Origin of the sequence: Thioalkalivibrio sp. ALMg13-2, from assembly GCF_000381185.1 — a bacterium.
In the GTDB taxonomy this organism is placed as follows: Bacteria; Pseudomonadota; Gammaproteobacteria; order Ectothiorhodospirales; family Ectothiorhodospiraceae; genus Thioalkalivibrio; species Thioalkalivibrio versutus.
Window position 1 is genome coordinate 1 of sequence record NZ_KB906115.1, and the last position, 18,829, is coordinate 18,829.

At 64.2% G+C, this 18,829-nt stretch carries 22 protein-coding genes and 1 tRNA gene; 4 read left to right on the top strand and 19 right to left on the bottom strand.

What is annotated here, in order from left to right:
• The 16 genes from F618_RS16605 to F618_RS0110530 form a co-directional block, all read right to left on the bottom strand.
• Positions 1-261: IS3 family transposase (locus tag F618_RS16605; protein ID WP_155998000.1), on the bottom strand; the 261-nt coding region annotated here is incomplete at its 3' end.
• Positions 261-557, bottom strand: a complete 297-nt coding sequence (locus F618_RS16195) for a transposase (RefSeq protein WP_018650388.1) — start codon at positions 555-557, stop codon at positions 261-263. The genes F618_RS16195 and F618_RS16605, both read right to left, overlap by 1 nt.
• Positions 558-1,214: 657 nt before the next feature.
• Positions 1,215-1,904: a hypothetical protein gene (locus F618_RS0110465; RefSeq protein WP_019568516.1), complete on the bottom strand. Its 690-nt coding sequence runs from the start codon at positions 1,902-1,904 to the stop codon at positions 1,215-1,217.
• Between the two features lie 75 nt (positions 1,905-1,979).
• Positions 1,980-3,254, bottom strand: coding sequence for a flagellar hook-associated protein FlgL (gene flgL, locus F618_RS0110470; protein ID WP_019563563.1), 1,275 nt, complete (start codon positions 3,252-3,254; stop codon positions 1,980-1,982).
• A 21-nt stretch (positions 3,255-3,275) separates the two neighbouring features.
• On the bottom strand, positions 3,276-5,159 hold the full coding sequence (gene flgK / locus F618_RS0110475; protein WP_019568517.1) for a flagellar hook-associated protein FlgK: 1,884 nt from the start codon (positions 5,157-5,159) through the stop codon (positions 3,276-3,278).
• Between the two features lie 62 nt (positions 5,160-5,221).
• Positions 5,222-6,262: a flagellar assembly peptidoglycan hydrolase FlgJ gene (gene flgJ, locus F618_RS0110480; protein WP_019568518.1), complete on the bottom strand. Its 1,041-nt coding sequence runs from the start codon at positions 6,260-6,262 to the stop codon at positions 5,222-5,224.
• Complete coding sequence (locus tag F618_RS0110485) at positions 6,262-7,479, bottom strand: flagellar basal body P-ring protein FlgI (protein WP_019568519.1); 1,218 nt, start codon at positions 7,477-7,479, stop codon at positions 6,262-6,264. Before F618_RS0110485 ends, flgJ begins: the two co-directional genes overlap by 1 nt.
• 27 nt (positions 7,480-7,506) lie before the next feature.
• A complete protein-coding gene (gene flgH / locus F618_RS0110490; RefSeq protein WP_019568520.1) occupies positions 7,507-8,205 on the bottom strand; it encodes a flagellar basal body L-ring protein FlgH in 699 nt (232 codons plus the stop codon).
• Between the two features lie 4 nt (positions 8,206-8,209).
• The gene (gene flgG / locus F618_RS0110495; RefSeq protein ID WP_018145468.1) at positions 8,210-8,998 is read right to left on the bottom strand and encodes a flagellar basal-body rod protein FlgG; all 789 of its coding nucleotides are present in this window, start codon (positions 8,996-8,998) and stop codon (positions 8,210-8,212) included.
• 45 nt (positions 8,999-9,043) lie between these two features.
• Entirely contained in the window at positions 9,044-9,784 is a 741-nt protein-coding gene (flgF, locus tag F618_RS0110500) for a flagellar basal-body rod protein FlgF (protein WP_019568521.1), read from the bottom strand.
• Between the two features lie 32 nt (positions 9,785-9,816).
• A complete protein-coding gene (flgE, locus tag F618_RS0110505) occupies positions 9,817-11,067 on the bottom strand; it encodes a flagellar hook protein FlgE (protein WP_019568522.1) in 1,251 nt (416 codons plus the stop codon).
• Positions 11,068-11,110: 43 nt separating this feature from the next.
• A complete protein-coding gene (locus F618_RS0110510) occupies positions 11,111-11,785 on the bottom strand; it encodes a flagellar hook assembly protein FlgD (RefSeq protein WP_018145465.1) in 675 nt (224 codons plus the stop codon).
• Between the two features lie 10 nt (positions 11,786-11,795).
• Entirely contained in the window at positions 11,796-12,215 is a 420-nt protein-coding gene (flgC, locus tag F618_RS0110515; RefSeq protein ID WP_018145464.1) for a flagellar basal body rod protein FlgC, read from the bottom strand.
• Between the two features lie 27 nt (positions 12,216-12,242).
• On the bottom strand, positions 12,243-12,650 hold the full coding sequence (gene flgB / locus F618_RS0110520) for a flagellar basal body rod protein FlgB (RefSeq protein ID WP_019563558.1): 408 nt from the start codon (positions 12,648-12,650) through the stop codon (positions 12,243-12,245).
• Between the two features lie 216 nt (positions 12,651-12,866).
• Positions 12,867-13,682, bottom strand: coding sequence for a protein-glutamate O-methyltransferase CheR (locus F618_RS0110525; protein ID WP_018145462.1), 816 nt, complete (start codon positions 13,680-13,682; stop codon positions 12,867-12,869).
• A 204-nt stretch (positions 13,683-13,886) separates the two neighbouring features.
• Complete coding sequence (locus F618_RS0110530; protein ID WP_018938523.1) at positions 13,887-14,825, bottom strand: chemotaxis protein CheV; 939 nt, start codon at positions 14,823-14,825, stop codon at positions 13,887-13,889.
• 522 nt (positions 14,826-15,347) lie between these two features.
• Between F618_RS0110530 and flgA the strand changes: the two genes are divergently transcribed.
• The 4 genes from flgA (at position 15,348) to F618_RS0110550 (ending at position 17,779) form a co-directional block, all read left to right on the top strand.
• A complete protein-coding gene (gene flgA, locus F618_RS0110535) occupies positions 15,348-16,025 on the top strand; it encodes a flagellar basal body P-ring formation chaperone FlgA (protein ID WP_018952005.1) in 678 nt (225 codons plus the stop codon).
• A gap of 139 nt (positions 16,026-16,164) precedes the next feature.
• Positions 16,165-16,479 carry a flagellar biosynthesis anti-sigma factor FlgM gene (gene flgM, locus F618_RS0110540; RefSeq protein WP_018938525.1) on the top strand — a complete coding sequence of 105 codons (315 nt, stop codon included), beginning with the start codon at positions 16,165-16,167 and terminating at the stop codon, positions 16,477-16,479.
• A gap of 15 nt (positions 16,480-16,494) precedes the next feature.
• The gene (locus tag F618_RS0110545; RefSeq protein ID WP_019563557.1) at positions 16,495-16,980 is read left to right on the top strand and encodes a flagella synthesis protein FlgN; all 486 of its coding nucleotides are present in this window, start codon (positions 16,495-16,497) and stop codon (positions 16,978-16,980) included.
• A gap of 82 nt (positions 16,981-17,062) precedes the next feature.
• Positions 17,063-17,779 carry a flagellar brake protein gene (locus tag F618_RS0110550; RefSeq protein ID WP_019568523.1) on the top strand — a complete coding sequence of 239 codons (717 nt, stop codon included), beginning with the start codon at positions 17,063-17,065 and terminating at the stop codon, positions 17,777-17,779.
• An 83-nt stretch (positions 17,780-17,862) separates the two neighbouring features.
• On the opposite strand, the gene F618_RS0110555 is transcribed toward F618_RS0110550, so the two are convergent.
• The 3 genes from F618_RS0110555 to F618_RS0110565 form a co-directional block, all read right to left on the bottom strand.
• Positions 17,863-17,939, bottom strand: a tRNA-Pro gene (locus tag F618_RS0110555).
• Positions 17,940-18,188: 249 nt separating this feature from the next.
• A complete protein-coding gene (locus tag F618_RS0110560; RefSeq protein WP_018140933.1) occupies positions 18,189-18,545 on the bottom strand; it encodes a MerR family transcriptional regulator in 357 nt (118 codons plus the stop codon).
• A complete protein-coding gene (locus F618_RS0110565) occupies positions 18,529-18,828 on the bottom strand; it encodes an integration host factor subunit alpha (protein ID WP_018140932.1) in 300 nt (99 codons plus the stop codon). The genes F618_RS0110560 and F618_RS0110565 overlap by 17 nt, the downstream gene beginning before the upstream one ends.
• Position 18,829: the final 1 nt, after the last annotated feature.

The following is an 18,829-nucleotide window of genomic DNA, read 5'->3' on the forward strand; positions in this document are numbered from 1 at the left end:
GCGCTCGCGCATCAGCGTCCGCACCCGGTAACGGCCCACGACGGTGCCATCCGCCTGTAAGGCTTTTGCCAGACGCCGGCTGCCGTAGGTTCGCCCGGAAGCCGCGAACACGCGCTCGAGGTGAGCGCCAGCGGCGCAGGGCACGCTTGGATGTTCGGCCCGCGCCCGCGCCGCATAATAGCCGGCCCGGCTCACTCCCAGCAGCCGACAAAGACGATGGACAGGGCCTTCTCCGCTCAACCGCGTGATGCAGCGATGCATCACTTCAGTTCCCGGGCGAAGAAGGCCGACGCTTTTTTTAGAAGCTCCTTGTCCTCCTTCAACCGCCGGTTCTCCTCCTCGAGCTGGCGGATCCGTTGCTGTTCCGCCGTCAGCGGCCGACCCTCGCCCGGTTGTCCCGTGCGCTCCGCCTTGAGTTGATCGACCCAGCGGCGAACGGCCGTCTCGCCTAGATCCTGATCCCGGCATACGACCGAGACCTCCAGGCCGTCATCGACCACCATCCGGGCCACGCGCTCCTTATATTCGCTTGAAAAACTTCGGCGCTTGCGTGCCATGGTTGTTCTCCTCGTCCAGGGGGTATCGTCCCACCTAACGAGGTGTCCATGGAAATTAGACCAGCTCAGTAGCGAAGCGAAGAGCCGGGATCTCCGTACGCGGGGACACCCCAATGCCCGTGCCATCCCCGACGATGGAGATCCCGGATAACCGCTGCGCGGTTTCCGGGATGACGGGGGTTGGGTGGTCATTCCGAAGGTTAGACGGTCATTCCGAACGTGGGTGCATCCATCCAGCCCCAATCCCCCGGCCGTTATCCCGGTAGGACCCTCCTTTCCCATCATCCCGGCCACAGCGCCCCCCTTCTCGTCATCCCGGCCGTAACGCTCCCGTTCTCGTCATCCCTGCCGTAGCGCAGCGAAGAGCCGGGGATCTCCCCGCGCACAAACACCCCGACGTCTCTACGCCTTCCAACGATGCAGACCCCGGATAACCGCTGCGCGGTTTCCGGGATGACGGGCTCACGGTGAGGATCCGGGCGGCCGGTGGGCTTGGGACTCCATGCCATCGCCGTTTATGCGTTGCGTCTCCCTCAGGATCGAAACGCATCAGGGGCACCGCAACCGCCCCGCGCTCCTCCGCGCCTAGTAGAGGCATTGACAGAAAGATGAACGCGTGCGGGAAACGGTGTGATTCGCGGACGGACTCGAGCGGCTTTAGGGGGCGAGTTCCAGCACCAGTTCGCCGTCGCGGACCTCGATGGACTCGATGCCCGCGCGCAGTTGCTGGAAGGGCTCCAGCGCAAGCAGGTCTTCGTCCTTCAGCCCGCCCAGCCAGGCATCCGGCAGCGGGATTCCGGCGACGCTCACGCCGACCAGGCGCGCATGCACCCGCCCATCCTCGGTCTCGAAGCGCACCCCCGAGCGTACATTCAGGACACGACCTCCCAGAAGTGGGATATCCGCCGGAACGTCGATGCGCACCCGAGTGCTCACCTGCCCCGGCGTAAGGCGCATGGCCACGCGTCCGGCCAGGTCCGGGTCCTGGGCGATCAGGGCATTCAGTTCCCGCTCGCTGAAGCGCACGCTGCGCGCCTCGGCGCGTTCCTCGTAGAGTTCCGGGACCAGCGGCTCGGCCTCGGCATCGAGATCGATAATGGGGTCGGCGGGTGCCTGATCCGGACGGGACTCGGCATCACGGGGCGCCAGCGCCTGTAGCTTGGCCTCCAGCTCGGCCTGCTCCTCGACGTCCAGCGTCACCGCCTCGGGCTCGCCCGACTGCAGATGGATGACGCCCCAGAAGCCCGCCCACAACGCAGCCAGGATCAGGAGGACAATCAGGTAGCGCGGGGGACGCCCCGTGGAACGGTACTGGATGGGCGCGGAGGGTTCGTTGTTCTTGGCCATGCCGGACTCTCGCAGATCAGGACGGCGTCATGGTCGCACAAAGGCACGACCATGATCCGCCCGACGGGGGATTGATCAGAGGAAGTCAAACAGCGACAGGCGGTTCACCTGGGTATAGGTCTGCTGCGCGGCCTGCAGGGCGACCTGCTGCTGGTTGAAGCGACTGATGGCCTCGGCGTAGTCCAAATCGCGAATCTCGGAGACGGCGCTGTTCAGGTCCACCAGGCGGTCTTCGTTCAGGTCCTTTTGCTGGTCAAAGGTCTTCAGGCGAGACCCCACCTCGGCGCGGATATCGCTGAAATTTCCCAGTACAGCATCCAGGTCGGCCAGCGCGGTGTTGCTGGCTGTGGCCAGATTCGCCCGGCTGGCACCATCGGCTCCGCCCTGTTCCAGGGCATCAATGATGGCATCTAGGGTATCGAAGACACTTTTGTTCTGCGCAGGCCTGGACAGAACCTTGTCATCTTCATCCGGTGTACCACTGATCGTGACAGAACGACCTTCGAATTCGATCGCCGCACCCGATACGTACTCACCCCGAACTGGATTTCCCAAACCATCCTCAAGGGCGACAGGGTCGTCTCCGTTAAAAATCAGGTTGCCGTATTCGTCCGCCTCGTAAATGCCGTACTCGAAACTTCCATCAGGATCTTCTTCAAATCGAATCAGAAAATTGTCATCGGTGTTCAGGGTGGACTGGTCACTTACCCCAGTCTGCTCCACAACCAGCCGACCGGTGTTTTCGGGATGCGCGGCGGCCCCAACCCGTCCGTCGTTCTCGGGGATGGCCATGAATACTCGTTCGCCGGTGTCGCCCACCGAGATCTTCCGGTTCGGGGAGATTGCGACCTCACGAACGCTGCCCGTTCCCTTGGCCCCATCGTAGATGACTTCCCCGTCGCCATTCTGGCGGAAGGGCTGATCCAGAGACTTCGTACCGGCGAAGAGATATTCGCCGTTCGGATCCTTGGTATTGGCGATGTCGAACATCCCATCGCGCAGCTGGCGCAGCTCGCCCGCGAGATAGCTACGGGTCTCGTTGGTCTGGCTGTCGTTATTGCCGGCCACAACCAGCTCGCGCGCCCGCTGCAGCAGGTCCGTGCTGCTTTGCAGGGCGGACTCTTCCTGTTGCAGGCGCGGCTGGGTGTTGTCGATGTTTCGCTGGTACTGCTTGGTAGCCTGGATGATGCGCTCGAACTGATTGACCTGGGTCGCACCGCTCGGGTCGTCGGAGGGCGACAGGATGCGCTCGCCCCGTCCCATCTGCAGTGATGTCCGGTTGAGCTCCGTCTGGCCGCGCTGGATCTGGTCGATTCCGGTCTGGAAGATCTGGGTGGTCGAAATGCGCATGTCCGTGTCTCCCGGTGGGCGCTAGCGGCGAACTGCGCCGAGCAATGTATCGAACAGCGAATTGCTGACCGAGATGACCTGAGCCGCCGCCTGATAGGCCTGCTGATAACGGATCAGGTCCGCCGCCTCTTCGTCCAGATTGACGCCGGAGACCGCCTCGCGCTGGGCACGCGCCTGGGCCAACTGCGCATCGGCGGATTCCTGCGCGACCTGGGCCTGGCGCGTGCGCGTGCCGACATTAGCCAGCAGGCTGTTGTAGCCATCCCCGAAAGTACGGTCACCACCCACCAGCCGTTCATCCGACAGATCGTTCATCGCCAGCATGTTGCGGTTGTCACCCGGATAGCCCACGTTGCTACTCACATCGAAGGTGTCCCCCGCCTCCGGCGTGCCCCGGATCTCCATCTCCCAGCCATTGAACGCAATGGTTGTCACGCCGTCAGGGCCAGGCTCAACTGGTGTGCCGGTACCACCGTTGACGCTGAACTCGCCATTAAGAAACTCAACGCTAATCGATTCCAAGTCGAGGGTGTCAGCGTCCACGGCGCGAACCGAGGCGATCGTGGCATCCCCTTTGTTATCCTCGCCGAGGTCGGCCCGCACGGCGGCGGCGGCTGCAATCCCAACCGGATCGGTCATTTCAACGGACAAATCCCGCGCGCCGTTGCGCGTCGGCTGGATCAGCCATTGGTCACCCTCCTCCGCGTCCAGGCCGTCCACGTCGATCTCCAGCCCGTCCTCGGTTGCGGCCAACATGTCGTCCTCCTGGTCGAGAGCGATGTTTTTGCCATCAGACAACCGGGTCAACTCGTATTCGCCCCCGACGTAGCGCAGGCGGTAGTCGGACGTGGTGATGGCACGGACATCCGTGACTTCCACCGCCGGGACACCACCGGACCCATTTCCCGGAAACCCACGCACGGTCGGATCACTGATCGCGAAGATATCCGCGCCCAGATTGCCCTCCAGGTCCAGCCCGAGGTTGTTCTGCTGGTTGAATTCCTCACCGATACTGATCGCGAGGCGGCCCAGGGTGTTCTGCGCTTCGTCGATGATCCCGCCGCGCGTCTCCAGCAGCGCACCCAGCTCTCCGCCTTGGATAAAGCGGGAGATGTTGACCGGATCCCCGCTGGTGGCCAGTCCGATATCCGGCGAACGCGGGTCCCCCGTCAACGACTCGGCGACCAGTTCGCGATTGTTGCCGCCCAGCACCAGCGCCTGGCCATTGCCGACGAACACATTGACCGCACCGTCGTCCTGCTCGGTGATGCGGACGTTCACCTTCTCCGCCAGCTTGTTCAGCACGCGATCGCGCTGGTCCAGCAGATCGTTCGGGGTGCCTTGGGTGGACTTGGACACGATCTCGCGGTTGAGCCCCGCGACCGCCTCGGTCAGCGAGTTGATCTCGTCGACGTTGGTGCGGATCTGGCCGTTGATGATGTCGCGCTGCTCCTCGATGCGACGGTCGATCGAGCCGAATCGCTCGGCCAACGATTCCGCCTCGGTCAGGAAGACCGTGCGCGCGGCGCTGGAGGTGGGGTCGTTGGCCAGATCCTGGCCGGCGTCGAAGAAGTCCTGCAGCACCGGTGTCAGCCCGGAACTGGAACTGCCCAGCAGGTCATCGATGCGCCCGGCCAGCGAGGCCTTCAGCTCGGCGTTCGACTGATCGGAGATCGAATTGCGCAGCTGGGTGTTCACGAAATCGTCGGAGATACGGCGGATCGTGTCCACCTGCACGCCCTGGCCCTGGAAGCTGCCCCCCAGGAACTGCGGCGTCAGGTTGGACAGCTCGGTGCGCTGACGGCTGTAGCCCTCGGTCGCCGAGTTCGCGATGTTGTTGCTGGTGGTGCCGATCGCGCGCTGGAACGCCAGCAGCGCGGAGGTACCGATGCCGGACGCGCTCACGCCCGTGCCTCCCGCGACAACGCCTGTTTAATCATCGGACTGGGCCATTTCTTCTTCATGCTCTACCCCTTGGTACGGGTAACGGCGGCATCCGCCGCGACTTGAGTCGATCCACTGTCACGATGCGCGGCCATCTGGTCGCGCACCCGCAGGACCTTGTCCGCATAAGCCGGGTCGGTGGCATAGCCGGCGTCCTGCAGCTCGCGGATGTACTGCGCGTCATCGCCGGCCTGCAGGGCCCGGTGGTAACGCGGATTGTTGCGAATGAAATCGACGTAATCGGAGAACGACTCGGACGGATCGGCATAGGCCCGGAAGCGTGCCTGTTCGCGCTGGGCCACGCCCTCGCGGAACTCCAGCGTGCCCACGGAGACGCGATCGCCATCCCAGCGGCTGTCGGCCTTGATCCCGAACAGGTTGAAACTCGGCTGGCCATCGGCCCGCGACGGCACGTGCTGCCCCCAGCCGGTCTCCAGCGCGCTCTGCGCCAGCAGGATGCCGGGCTCGACGCCCAGCTCCGCCGCGGCATCCCGCGCCAGGGGTTCCAGGGTCTGCACAAAGTCCGCGGCATCCCGCGGCGGCCAGGCGATGGGGGCCGGTTGCGGCGCCGCCTTGCGAGCCGCCTCCGGCGACACAGCTTCCGGGCGTTGCGGGCCCACCGGGCGCAACTCGAATTCCGCCTCGCCCTGCAACGCCCGCAGGGTATCCAGCTCCGACCGTCGACGCGGTATTTCCAGGGCCGCCTGGCGATCCGGATCATTCAGTGTCTCGGGATCGACAGGCTGCTGGGCGGAGAGCTGGCGCATCAGGGCATCACGCAGGCCGATGCCGTCGCCCTGGCTCATGGCCTTGGCGAACTCCTGATCCTGCATCTCCAGGTACATCTCGCTCTGGTCGTTGTCGAACAGGCCGTCGCCCAGAGAGGCCTCACGCATCTGCTTGAGCATCTGGCCGATCAGCATGGCCTCGAACTCGCGGGCCACGGCCTCCAGACCCTTCTGATCGCCCGAACGCGCGCCCCGGGCCAGGTCCTGCAGACCACTGGGGTCCGAGGCCATGGCCGCGCGGGCCTGCATCTGGGTATCGACGCCCGAGCCAATCATCAGATCACCACCAGCTCCGCGCGCAGGGCACCGGCCTCGCGCAGGGCCTCCAGGATCGCGACCAGATCGCCCGGGGCCGCGCCCACGTTGTTCACGGCGCGGACAATCTCGTCCAGCGAGGTGCCCGGGTCGAACAGGAACATGGTGTTGTCGCCCTCCTCGATCGCGATGTCGGTATCCGGCTGGATGGCGGTCTCGCCCTCGCCAAAGGGCGCAGGCTGCACGACCTGAGGGGCCTCGCTGATGGTGACGGTCAGGCTGCCGTGGGAGACGGCGGCCGGGGTCACCTGCACACTGGAGCCGATCACCACGGTCCCGGTACGCGAGTTGACGATCACGCGCGCCGGCGGCGTGCCGCGTTCGATCGGCAGGTTCTCCAGCTCGGCCACGAAACCGACCCGGTGATCCGGGTTCGCCGGCGCCCGCACCCGCACGGACGAGCCGTCGAGGGCATGGGCCACGCCATGGCCGAAGGTATCGTTCACCGTCTGCACCAGGCGATTGGCGGTGGTGAAATCCGGTCGGTTGAGGTTCAAGGTGACGTGATCGCCCTGGGCAAACGCCGTCGGGACCTCGCGCTCCACGGTTGCGCCGTTGGGGATGCGTCCGACGCTGGGCACGTTCACGGTGATGCGCGAGCCATCGCTGCCCTCGGCACCGAAACCGCCCACGATCAGATTGCCCTGGGCGATGCTGTAGGTCTGACCATCCGCCCCCTTCAGCGGCGTCATCAGCAGCGTGCCGCCGCGCAGGCTGGTCGCGTTGCCCATGGACGACACGGTGATATCGATCCGCTGACCCGCCTTGGCGAACGGTGGCAGTTCAGCCGTGACCATCACCGCGGCCACGTTGCGCAACTGCGGGTTGCCCGCATCCGGCGTCAGCCCCAGCTGGCCCAGCATGTTGTTCAGGCTCTGCACGGTGAACGGGGTCTGGGTGGTCTGGTCCCCGGTACCATCGAGGCCGACCACCAGGCCATAACCGATCAGCTGGTTATCCCGCACGCCGGAGACACTGGCCACATCCTTGACCCGCTCCATGTAGCTGCGCTCCTGCATGGCCACCTGCTGCTGCATCGCGGTCTGCGCCGAGACCGCGGCACTCCCCAGCCCTGCCACCAGCAGCGCCGCCAGGAGCAGTAGCCCCAGCCGGCGCCAGTCGCCGAACGGCGCAGCCGGTAAGCCTGAGGCGCGTTGTGTCGTGCGTGTGGAATCCATGTCGTACCTCGCCACGGTCATGCCGGGTCAGAAGGGCCAGATCGGGCTGTTGAAGAAGCGCGTGATCCACCCGGGTGTGTTGCTGTCCGCCAGTACGCCGGAACCGCCGTAGTACACGCGGGCGTTGGCCACCTGGGTGGAGAGCACGGTGTTGTTGGTGGTTACGTCCACTGGGCGCACGATGCCGCGAAAGCGCACGTACTCCTCGCCCTGGTTGATGCCCAGCCATTTCTCGCCCTGCACGACCAGGTTGCCGTTCGCCAGTACCTCGGCCACGGTCACGGTGATCTCGCCGTCGAGCTGGTTGCTCTGCGAGGAGTCCCCGGACCCGTCGAAGTCCCGCGAACTCGAGTTGCTCGCCCCAAACAACGGGCGACCGTTGAACGTGGCATCGCGGCCGAAGGCCGAGAGATTGCCCAGCTCCAGGTTGGAATCCTTGCCGGTGGAAGTCGACGCAGACTTCTGCGCGTTGGTGCTCTCCGCCAGGATGACCGTCAGGATGTCGCCAACATTGCGCGCCTTGTAGTCCTCGAACAGCCCCTGGGAGTGGGCGGCCTGGTAGATGCCGCCATTGTTCTGTGACTGCGGGACCGGCTGCGCCGGCATCACCGGCTGGTACTCCGGGTCGTCGTCCGGCTTGGTCGTCTGGGTGGCGGCGCAGGCGGACAGCAACAATGCGGCGGTCACGGCCAGGGCCAGGCGGAGAACGGTTCCGAGGCGCGTCATTAGATCACCCGATCGTCTGGTTGACGAACTGCAGCGACTGGTCGGCCGCGGAGATCGCCTTGGAGTTGACCTCGTAGGCGCGCTGGGTCTCGATCATGTTCACCAGCTCCTCGGCAATGTTCACGTTCGAGGTCTCCAGCGAACCCTGCACCACCGTGCCGGTGCCGTTCAGGCCCGGCAGGGACTGCTGCGCCACGCCCGAGGCCGCAGACTCGCGGAACAGGTTCTCACCCACCGCCTGCAGACCGGCCGGGTTCACGAAGTCCGCCAGCTGGATATTGCCCAGCTCCACCGGGGCGGCCTGCCCCGGGATCTGCGCGGTCACCGTGCCGTCCTTGCCGATCGAGAGGGACTGGGTGTCCTCCGGCACGAATAGACCCGGCTGCAGCGGGTAGCCATTGGACATCACGACCTGGCCATCCGAGTTCAACTGGAAGCTGCCGTCCCGGGTGTAGCCCACATTTCCGTCCGGCAGCAGGATCTGGAAGAACCCGCGGCCCTCGATGGCCATGTCCAGCGAATTGTCCGTCTGCTGCAGGTTGCCCTGCTGGAACATCTTCTCGGTGGAGACGGCGCGCACCCCGGTACCGATCTGCAGGCCCGAGGGCAGCTGCTGATCCTGGGTGGCCTGGGCGCCTGGCTGGCGCACGGTCTGATAGATCAGATCCTCGAACACCGCCCGGTCCTTCTTGAAGCCGGTGGTGTTCACGTTGGCCAGGTTGTTCGAGACCGTCGACATGCGCGTGTGCTGCGCGTCGAGGCCGGTCTTGGCGATCCACAGTGCCTGGTTCATGGTGTTCTCCTGTTTTCTCTCAAGTGCCGCGCGAGTCCCGGGAAATTACCCGAGGCCCAGCAGGCGGTTGCTGCTTTGTTCCAGCGTGTTGGCGCTGTCCATCATCTTCACTTGCATCTCGAAGTGGCGGGACAGCTCGATCATCCGCGTGAGCGCCTCGACGGTGTTCACGTTGCTGCCCTCCAGCATCCCGGAGACCACACGCACCTCGGCATCCGCCGGGGCCTCGCCCCCTTCCGCCAGGCGGAACAGGCCGTCATCCCCGCGCTGGAGCTCGTCGGTGCCCGGGTTGACCAGGCGGATGCGTTCCACCGCCGCCAGGGCCTCCGGGCCCACGCCCAGGGGGCGCACGCTGATGGTCCCGTCAGTGCCGATCTCGATCTGCTCCGCGGGCGGGATAGCAATCGGGCCGCCATCCCCCAGTACCTGGTGGCCCTGCGCAGTGCGAAGCAGGCCAAAGGCATCCACATGCAGCGAGCCGGCGCGGGTGTAGCCTTCCTCCCCGTCCGGGCCCTGGACCGCGATAAAGCCCTCGCCCTCGATGGCGATGTCCATATCGCGCCCGGTGCTCTGCATCTTGCCCTTGCTGAAGTCCACCGCATCGTTGCCGATCTGGGTGTAATCACGCGAGGCATGGCCCGGCCCACGCACCGGCAAGGTGTCCGCCGTGGCCAGCGCCTGGCGAAAACCGTCGGTGTTGGCATTGGCCAGGTTGTGGTTGTTGATGGCCTGTGCGTGCATCGTCTCCTTCGCACCGGACATCGCGATGTACAGAAATCGATCCATGCTCAAGCCCTCTTCAGCGTCTCATCCGCGACTTAACGGATGTTGATGATCGTCTGGGTGACCTGATCGGCCGTGGAGATCGTCTGCGCGTTCGCCTGGAAGTTGCGCTGCGCAGTGATCAGGTTCACCAGCTCCTGCGCGATATCCACGTTGGAGGCCTCCAGTGCCCCGGACTGGATGGTTCCCAGGTTGCCGGTCCCGGGTGCCGCAAAAACCGGCTCGCCGGCCGCGAAGGTCTCGGCCCAGTTGTTGTTGCCCAACTGCTCCAGGCCCTGCGGATTGGTGAAGCTGGCCATCGCCACCTGCCCCAGTACCGTCGACTGACCATTGGTGAAGCGGGCAAAAACCACCCCGGAGTCATCGATATCCACGCCCGTCAGGCGCCCGGAGGCGAAACCGTTCTGGTTCAGGTCATTGACCGCAAAGTCCCCACCGAACTGCGTGGTTCCGGAAAAATCAATGGTCGTGTTGAGTGCGTCCGCACCGTTTTCGAATTGTCCATCGGTCGCGAAGTCGAATTCTTCACCGCCGACCAATTGACCATTCGAATTGAACTGCAGAGTATGCGAATCGCTTTCGAAAAACTGCGGCCCCCCCGCACCGTCCAACCCATCACTCACACGGACATGGGTTTCCCACTCGAGGTCGTCGGTCTTAACAAAATAGATCGAGGCATCTCGGGCCGTGCCGAGAGAGTCGTAGACCGTCAGAGAGGTAGAGAAGTTATAGCTTTCCGGATCATCAAAGCTGAAATTATCAGCCACCAAATTTTCGGCATCCGAACGCAGGTTCACCAATGTTTCGATATCGGTGGTCGCGTTGGGTGGTGCCGCGCCGGTCTGCAAGCGGATATCCTCTAGCTGCCCGGTATTGAAATTCGGGTCGGCGGTGTTGGCATCCTGTGGCGGATAGCCCTGCAATTGCTGGCCCTGGTTGTTCACCAAAAAGCCGTCGCGATTGACCTGGAATTCCCCGGCCCGGGTATAGGCCGTGCTGCCCTGGTCGTTCAGGACGAAGAAGCCCTCGCCGTTGATGGCCAGGTCCAGGCCGTTCTCGGTGAACTCGGTCCGGCCCTGCGAGAACTGCTGGGTCACCGCCTGCAGGCGCGTGCCGGAGCCGATCGCCGTCTGACTGATGCCACCGAAGCTCTGGGCAAACACGTCACCGAATTCCGCCCGCGAGCGCTTGAAACCGGTGGTCCCCGAGTTCGAGACGTTATTGCCGGTGGTCTGCAGGTCGGCCTGGGCCGCGTTCAGTCCGCTCAATCCGATATTGAAGGGCATGGGGTGTTTCCTCCGTTAGGGTTCGTTCGTCGCGGTTTGGGCGTCAGCCGCCAATCCGCCGTACATCCGAAAAGCTGATCTCGCCCAGGCCTTGCACGGTCAGTGCCAGCCCGGAATCGTTACCCACCGCGACGCTCTCCACGCGGGCATCCAGGAAGGTATCCACGGCCTCGGACTGGGTACCGGAGCGGGCCGTGGCCTTGAACTCGTAGACGCCCGGGGGTGCGAAGGTCCCGTCGTCGCGCATGCCGTTCCAGCTGAACTCCTGCAGGCCGCTGCCGGCGGCCCCCAGGTTCATGCGGCGGATGCGCTCGCCGTTCGGGCTGTACACGTCGATCTGCAGCTCCTCCGTAGAGCGATCCAGGTCCACCGCACCCTTGACCATGCCGTCCGGACCCAGCTCGCCGAATTCGACGGGAACCAGCACGTCCTTGCCTACCAGTGAGGCGGCCTGCAGCGTCTGGTTCTGGCCCAGCGACTGGGCCAGCTGCTGGAAGGATTTGGACAGCTCCTCGATGCCGGTCACGGTCGAGAACTGCGCCATCTGGCCCAGGAAGTCGCCGTTGTCCATCGGCTCCATCGGGTCCTGATTCTCCAGCTGAGTCGTCATCAGCTTGAGGAAGTCGGACTGGCCCAGGCGGTCCATGTCCTTGTCCTGTTTCTGCTCGGGGCGCGAGAGGCCCAGGCGATCCAGCAATTCGGGGGATATCTGTGTCATCGATGGCTCCCTAGCCTTGACCGATCTGCAATGTGCGCTGGAGCAGCTGACGCGAGGTCTCCATCACCTCCACGTTGGCTTCGTAGTTGCGCGAGGCGGACATCATGTTGGCCATCTCCTCCACCACGCTGATGGCCGGACGGAAGATGTAGCCCTCCTCGTTGGCCTGCGGGTGATGGGGTTCGTAATGCGCATGCGGCGCCGCCTGCGACTCGGTCACGCCGGCCACCCGAACGGCCGTCGACGAACCGTTCGGGTTGGCCTGGTCCATCACGCTCTGGAACAGCACCTGCTTGGCGCGATAGGCCTCATCGGGGTTGGTCGCGGCGGTGTTCGCGTTGGCCAGGTTCGAGGCCACGGTGTTCAGGCGCACCGACTGCGCCGACAGCGCCGAGGCGGAGGTATTGAACAGACTGAAGAGGTTGCTCACGACATCGATCTCCCGATCAGGTCCGCGTTAGCGGTCGCCCCGCAGGGCTTCGCGGATGCCGGAGACCCGGCGATTGAGGAATTCCAGGCTGCTCTGGTATTGAACGGCGTTCTCGGCAAAGGCGGCCCGCTCCATCTGCGGGTCCACCGTGTTGCCATCCAGCGACGCCTGCGAGGGGACACGGTAAAGCGCCTCGACCTGCCCGTTCATCGCGCCGGCGTTGGGGTCGAGATGCGCCGCCTGGCTGCGCGCCATGGGCAAGCTATTGCCGCCGCCGGCCGCGGATTCGAGCACCGCACGAAAATCGATATCCCGCGCCTTGTAGTTCGGGGTATCCGCGTTGGCGATGTTGGAGGCCAACAGCTCCATGCGCTGCGCCCGCACGTTCACGGCCTGCGGAGAAATACCCATCGCCTTGTCGAGAGAGAGACTCATCGCTTCCGTCCTGTCCGCCCGTGGCGGACCCTCGCTTGGAGAACGGGGCGCACCGATTGCGACCCTTTGCAGGGGGACTGAAGCAATCGTTATGCCATTCTCAAGCGGCGTGCCGCAGGGGCGCAGGCACAGCGGGCAGCCAGGGGAAGGGATGGAACGACTCGCCGCCCGCATTGCACGGGCGTTCCCGGGAATCAGCCCCGGGGCTGGATTACATCAGGACTTCAGACGAAGTACCGAGCCGTACTCGGTTCGTACGGTCTCGAAAGCCTGGGTATAGGGCCCTGCGGTCTCGGAAGCGCCAAGAAACAGATACCCGCCCGGATTCATCTGCCGGGCGATAGCGTCAAGAACCTGTCGCTTGGTGTCGCCCGAGAAATAGATCAGCACGTTGCGGCAGAACACCAGGTCAAACTTGCCCAGCGCCGCATAGCTGTCGATCAGGTTGAGCTTCTGAAAGCGACAGCGACGCTGCACATCCGGGATCACCTTGTGGCCATCCGCGACGGTCTCGAAGAAGCGCGCGCGCCGGCTCTCGCTGAGCCCGCGCACGATGCTCAGGCCGTCGTACACGGCCCGCCGCGCATCGTCCAGGATCTTCTCTGACAGGTCCGTGCCCAGAATGGAGACCGGAACCTTCCGGGCCGGCCGCGACTCCTCCCATTCCGAGACTACCATCGAGATCGTATAGGCCTCCTGCCCACTGGAGCAGCCCGCGGACCAGACCTTGATGCTGCCTCCCTTCGCGGCCAGTTCCGGCAACAACACGTGACGCAGGATCTCGAACGGAAAGCCATCGCGGAACCAGGACGTCTCGTTGGTCGTCATCGCATCGATCACGCGGGTGCGCAGGCGCGGATTCGGGGCCTGCCGCATGGCATGCAGCAGTTCCGGGACGCTCTTGAAGTCAAACTCGTCGAGCAGGCGCGACAGACGACTGGAAACCAGGTACTGGCGGCTGTCGCCCAGCACCAGACCGCAGCAGTCCTGCAGAAAGCGGGAGAACTCCTCGTAGTCGCGGGAATCGATCACCGAGTCATCCCTGAGCGCTGTCCATCGTGATTAGGCATCCTGATGACGAATCCTTGACCGGGGCCTCTTGGCCGGAAAACCGGGGTGATCCCGAAGATCGGATCGAGTATACGGCGTCGCGCGCATGGCACCATACAGCCCGAGTGGCGGCCACCCGTCGCCGCTCCGGGCTTGCCGAGCGGCAACGCGGTTCCGCCCGACCGGTCATTCGGCCTGTTGATCCGGGCGCCCGGTCTGGTCCAGCACCGCATTCGCCAGCTCGTCGGGATTGAACTTGGACAAAAAGGCATCGGCCCCGGCGCGCTTGACCATATCCGTGTTGAATTCCCCACTCAGTGAGGAGTGCAGCAGCACCCGCAAATTCTGCAGCGCGGGATTGTCCCGGATGCGCGCGGTCAGGGTGTAGCCATCCATGCGTGGCATCTCGATATCCGAGATCACCAGTTCGACCTGGTCGCCTACCGGCCCTTCCGCGGCCTTCTGCTCAAGGAAGTCCAGTGCTTCCTGGCCATCCTTGAAGACATCGTATTCGAAACCGAGTCCCTTGATCGCCCCCTCGATCTGCTTGCGCGCCACCACCGAGTCATCGACGATCACAACCTTGCGCCCGCTGGCCTCGCGGGCGTTCTCGCGGATGTATGGCGATATCTCGCTGGGCAGCGGGTTCACGATGGAGAGCACCCGTTCGACATCGATAATCTCGACCAGCTTGTTGTCGATCTCCGTGACGGCCACCAGGAAGGATTCGCGCCCGGTTCCGCGCGGGGGCGACTTCACGTCCTGCCAGTTCACGTTGACGATACGGTCCACGGCCGACACCCAGAAGCCCTGCACCGAACGATTGAACTCGGTGACCACCACCTTCTGCTCCCCGTTGTCGACCGCCCCGACGGCGCCACGCAGGCCCATCGCTCGCGCCAGGTCAATGATCGGCACGGTACCGCCACGCAACGTCGCCACTCCGCGTACCACGCTCATGGAGCCGGGAATCTGACGCAGCGGCGGCGACGGAATCACCTCGCGGACCTTGAAGACATTGATCCCGAAGGTCTGCGACCCGCCCAGATGGAACAGCAGCAGCTCCATGCGGTTCTGCCCCACCAACTGGGTTCGCTGATTCACATCGTCAATGAATTGACTCATCGTGCCGCTCTCCTTGCCCCGATTGCTCTTAGCACCGGACAGGCCTCAAAGGCCAAGTGTGCACCGCGCAACCCCGGCCTGTCATTTGCATTTGCGTGCATGCGCCTTCTGACGCCGCCTCATGGCCATAACGGCCGCCCGCGACGGGCCTTGAATGCGCGCGCGGCGCGGGATGCCCATTCATTGGCACGACATCTGCATGTTTTTGCGTACTGAAACCGCACGCGACTCGCTCGACATCGACGCAAGATCCGCCAAACCCGAGCCATTCGCGCACAGTCCGACGCCCGCACCGAACTGGCTGCGCAGGACAGGACCAAACAGGACCGCAACATGAACCAGCGCCGACCCATTTCAGAATTTTCTTCCGCTGCCAGGAAGACGCTGATCCGTTCGCTCGTTCGCGTTGGGGCCTCATTCGTTCCAGGAAAAGGCGGGCCCTCCGGTGCCTCGCCAGCGAGCGTGACCGACTCGAGCGAAAACGTGCGAGCCATTCCGCGTCTCCTTGCCGGAGTCGCCCTCTTGTTCACCCTGGTACTGCTGTCTACCAGCGTCCGGGCCGAAGTCCACCCGGTTGACGACATCCGCCACGCCGCCGAGCAGTTCCTGATTCAGGAACTGGGCGTTACCGATACCGAGAAGGATGTTTCCATCGAGATTGGCCAGCTCGACAAGCGTCTGCGCCTCGTCCCCTGTACGGACGGCCTGGAAGCGCGTTTCCCACCCGGCGGGCGGCGTGACGGCAACACCGCTGTCCATATCCAGTGTGCCGGCCCGGTGACCTGGCAGTTATACGTGCCGGCGACGGTCGAACGGTACGCCGAAGTGCTGGTTGCGAACCGTACCCTGCCGCGCCAGCACACCCTCTCGGCGGGCGACCTGCGTTTCCAGCGAATCGAGACCTCGCGCCATGCCGGCAGTTATCATGAAGAAAAGAATGCCCTGATCGGCCAACAGACCCGGCGCAGCATCCGCCCGGGTCAGATCATCGGAACCCAGCACGTGAGCCCGCGCGAGATCATCAGTCGCGGCCAGCGGGTTACCATCCTGGCAGAGAACGGCTCGATCGCCATCCGCATGCAGGGCGAAGCGCTGGAGAACGGGACGCTGGGCGAACGAATCCGCGTCAAGAACGCATCCTCCGGGCGCGTCGTCGAAGGCGAAATCCAGGCCTCCGGCCACATCCGGGTAGCGCTTTGAGGCCTCGCCCCACCAGGCACGCCAACGATCTTCGAGGCGGACTGTGAAGCCCGTTACACTTTTCCGCCCCCGAGGCCTACAGTTTCAGCAACGCTGGCCGTAAACAATTGCAGCACAGTTACAACGACAGGAAGGCATCATGGATATCAAGGGCCTCAATACGAACAGCCTGCGCCCCGACAGCCAGAACCCCGGGGTAAAGGGTCGCGACGAGTCCGGCAACACGGCAAGCCGAGCCCCGGCCTCCGGTAACGCATCGACGGCAAACAATGATTCGGTCACGCTCACCGGGGCCGCCCAGGCAATGAATGCCGCGGCCGGCGCGGGCGACACCGCCCCCTTCGACGCCGCCCGCGTTGCCGAACTGCGCGAGGCGATCTCCAGCGGCAACTATCCAGTGGACAACCAGCAGCTGGCCGATCGCATGATCGACCTCGAAAGCCTGCTGCGCTAACCCGGTCTATCGCCCATGAATGCCGACGCGCACCATAAACTGCAACGCTCGCTCGAGACCTCAATCCGGCTGGCTCATCAGCTGGAAGAGAGTCTGTTAAAGGAGACGCGCGCGGTCGAAGCGCGCCAACCCGATACGCTGCAGGACGTGGTGACCGGCAAGCAGACCCTGCTGCATGAACTGGAAACCGAGACCCAAAACCAGCAAGGCCTGATCGAGGCCGCCGGCGAGGCCTTCAGTCCCGAGGGCGTCGCGCGCCTGTTCTCGAAGATGGAGGATGGCGTCGTACTGAACGACCTGTGGCAAGCCCTGCGCCAGTCCATCGAACGCTGCGACACTCTGAATCAAGGCAATGCGCGCCTGATCGACCGTGACCGCCAGCGCGTGGAACTCTCCATGCAGATCCTCCGCGGCGAGGAAACCGGCCCCGCGGCCACCTACGACCCGTATGGCCGCGCCCGGCCCGGAAACCGCGGCGGACGCCAGATCACCCAGGCCTGAGAGGCCGGTCCTGGTGGAGGCTGGCTTTTCGCGGCATCCACCAGTACCTTGCGTCCTCACACCTTCCTAACACTTCGGACGCATGGACGACACGGACTATACCGTCGATAAGCCGGACCGGATTGCCGGCATCCTCAAGGACCTCGACCACAAGCTCACCGTCGTGAGCGTTCGCGTGGATACCGACGGCCCCCTGTACACCTCGGCCCTGGTCCGTCTGGACCCAGCCGCCAAGGAACTCTTTCTCGACGAGCTGACCCCGCCTCGGGCGCACCAGCAGGTTCAGGCCGGCATGGACTTGCGCGTATTCGCCGCGCTGCGCGGGGTTGCAGTGCGATTCGGCACGCATGTAACACGCATCGAGCAGGAGCAAAAAGGCGCGCTCTACGTGTGCACCTATCCGGAAACTCTGTACTACCTGCAACGCCGCGAAACGTTCCGCGTGCACATCCCGATGGCCCAGCGGCCTCAGATCGAACTCCATGCGAAGGCCTGGAAGGATCCCGTGATCGGCGAGGTAGCCGACCTCTCTGCCCAGGGCATGTGCATCGAGTTGTCCACCACCCTTCTGGATGCGCTTGAGGACCAGGCAAACCTGGCCTTCGAGAACCTCTTGCTCCCCGATGTCAGTGAACGCCTTTCCGGGGACCTGCGGCTGGCCAACCGTCGCCGCAGCACGCGTGATGGCTTTGAGTTTGCAGGCTTCGAGATCGTCGGAATGACCCAGTGGATGGAACGCCAGACCAACATCGCCCTGCTCCATTACCAGCGCGAGGCGCGCCGCCGCTCGATGGATTGAGCCTGAGCCCAGGCGACGCCGCCACCTGCAACTCCGAACACAAAAAAGGCCGCTTGAAGCGGCCTTTTTCGATCGTTCCTGTTTGGTCGGGACGGCAGGATTTGAACCTGCGACCCTCTGCACCCCATGCAGATGCGCTACCAGACTGCGCCACGCCCCGAAGCCGCGAACTATATCCGATTCCCCGCCTTCACGAAAGCGTCGGCCACCCCATTGCAGCGAGATCCGTGCGGACCATTCGTGTCACGTACACCGAGAATGGCCCATTGATGCGACTCGCTGCGCTCGTCGCATCCTACAGAGCGGAAATTTCGAATTGGAGTTGGGTTCAGACGGACACCGTAGGATGCGACGAGCGTAGCGAATCGCATCAACACAACGTCCGGGCGCCCCCCCTAGGGTCGGAGCCTCAGGCGCGCAGAACGCGCAGAACCGACTCGAGCTCGGAGATGGTGTCCTGGATAATCTGCTGGGCCTGCTGGCGATCACCCTTGGCTTCGTCGCCCGAGAGCTTCTGACGGGCACCATTGATGGTGTAGCCCTCTTCGTACAGCAATGCGCGAATCTGACGGATCAGGATCACGTCCTGACGCTGGTAGTAGCGACGGTTGCCGCGCCGCTTGACCGGCTCCAGCATCGGGAATTCCTGCTCCCAGTACCGCAGCACATGCGGCTTGACCTGGCACAACTCCGCGACTTCGCCGATGGTGAAGTAGCGCTTGCCCGGGATGGCGGGCAGTTCCTGGTGGTTACTCGCCTCCAGCATAGCTCTCTACCCGCTCGCGCAGTTTCTGTCCGGGCCGGAAGGTCACCACACGACGCGCGGAGACCGGAATCTCTTCGCCCGTCTTGGGATTACGCCCTGGCCGCTGGTTCTTGTCGCGCAGGATGAAATTCCCGAACCCGGAAAGCTTCACGCCCTCGCCGGTCTCCAGCGACTGCCGCATCTCCTCGAAGAACATCTCGACGAATTCCTTGGCCTCGCGCTTGTTGAGACCCAGTTCCTCGTTTAGCGCGGCGGCGAGATCCGCCTTGGTTACAGCTGCCATC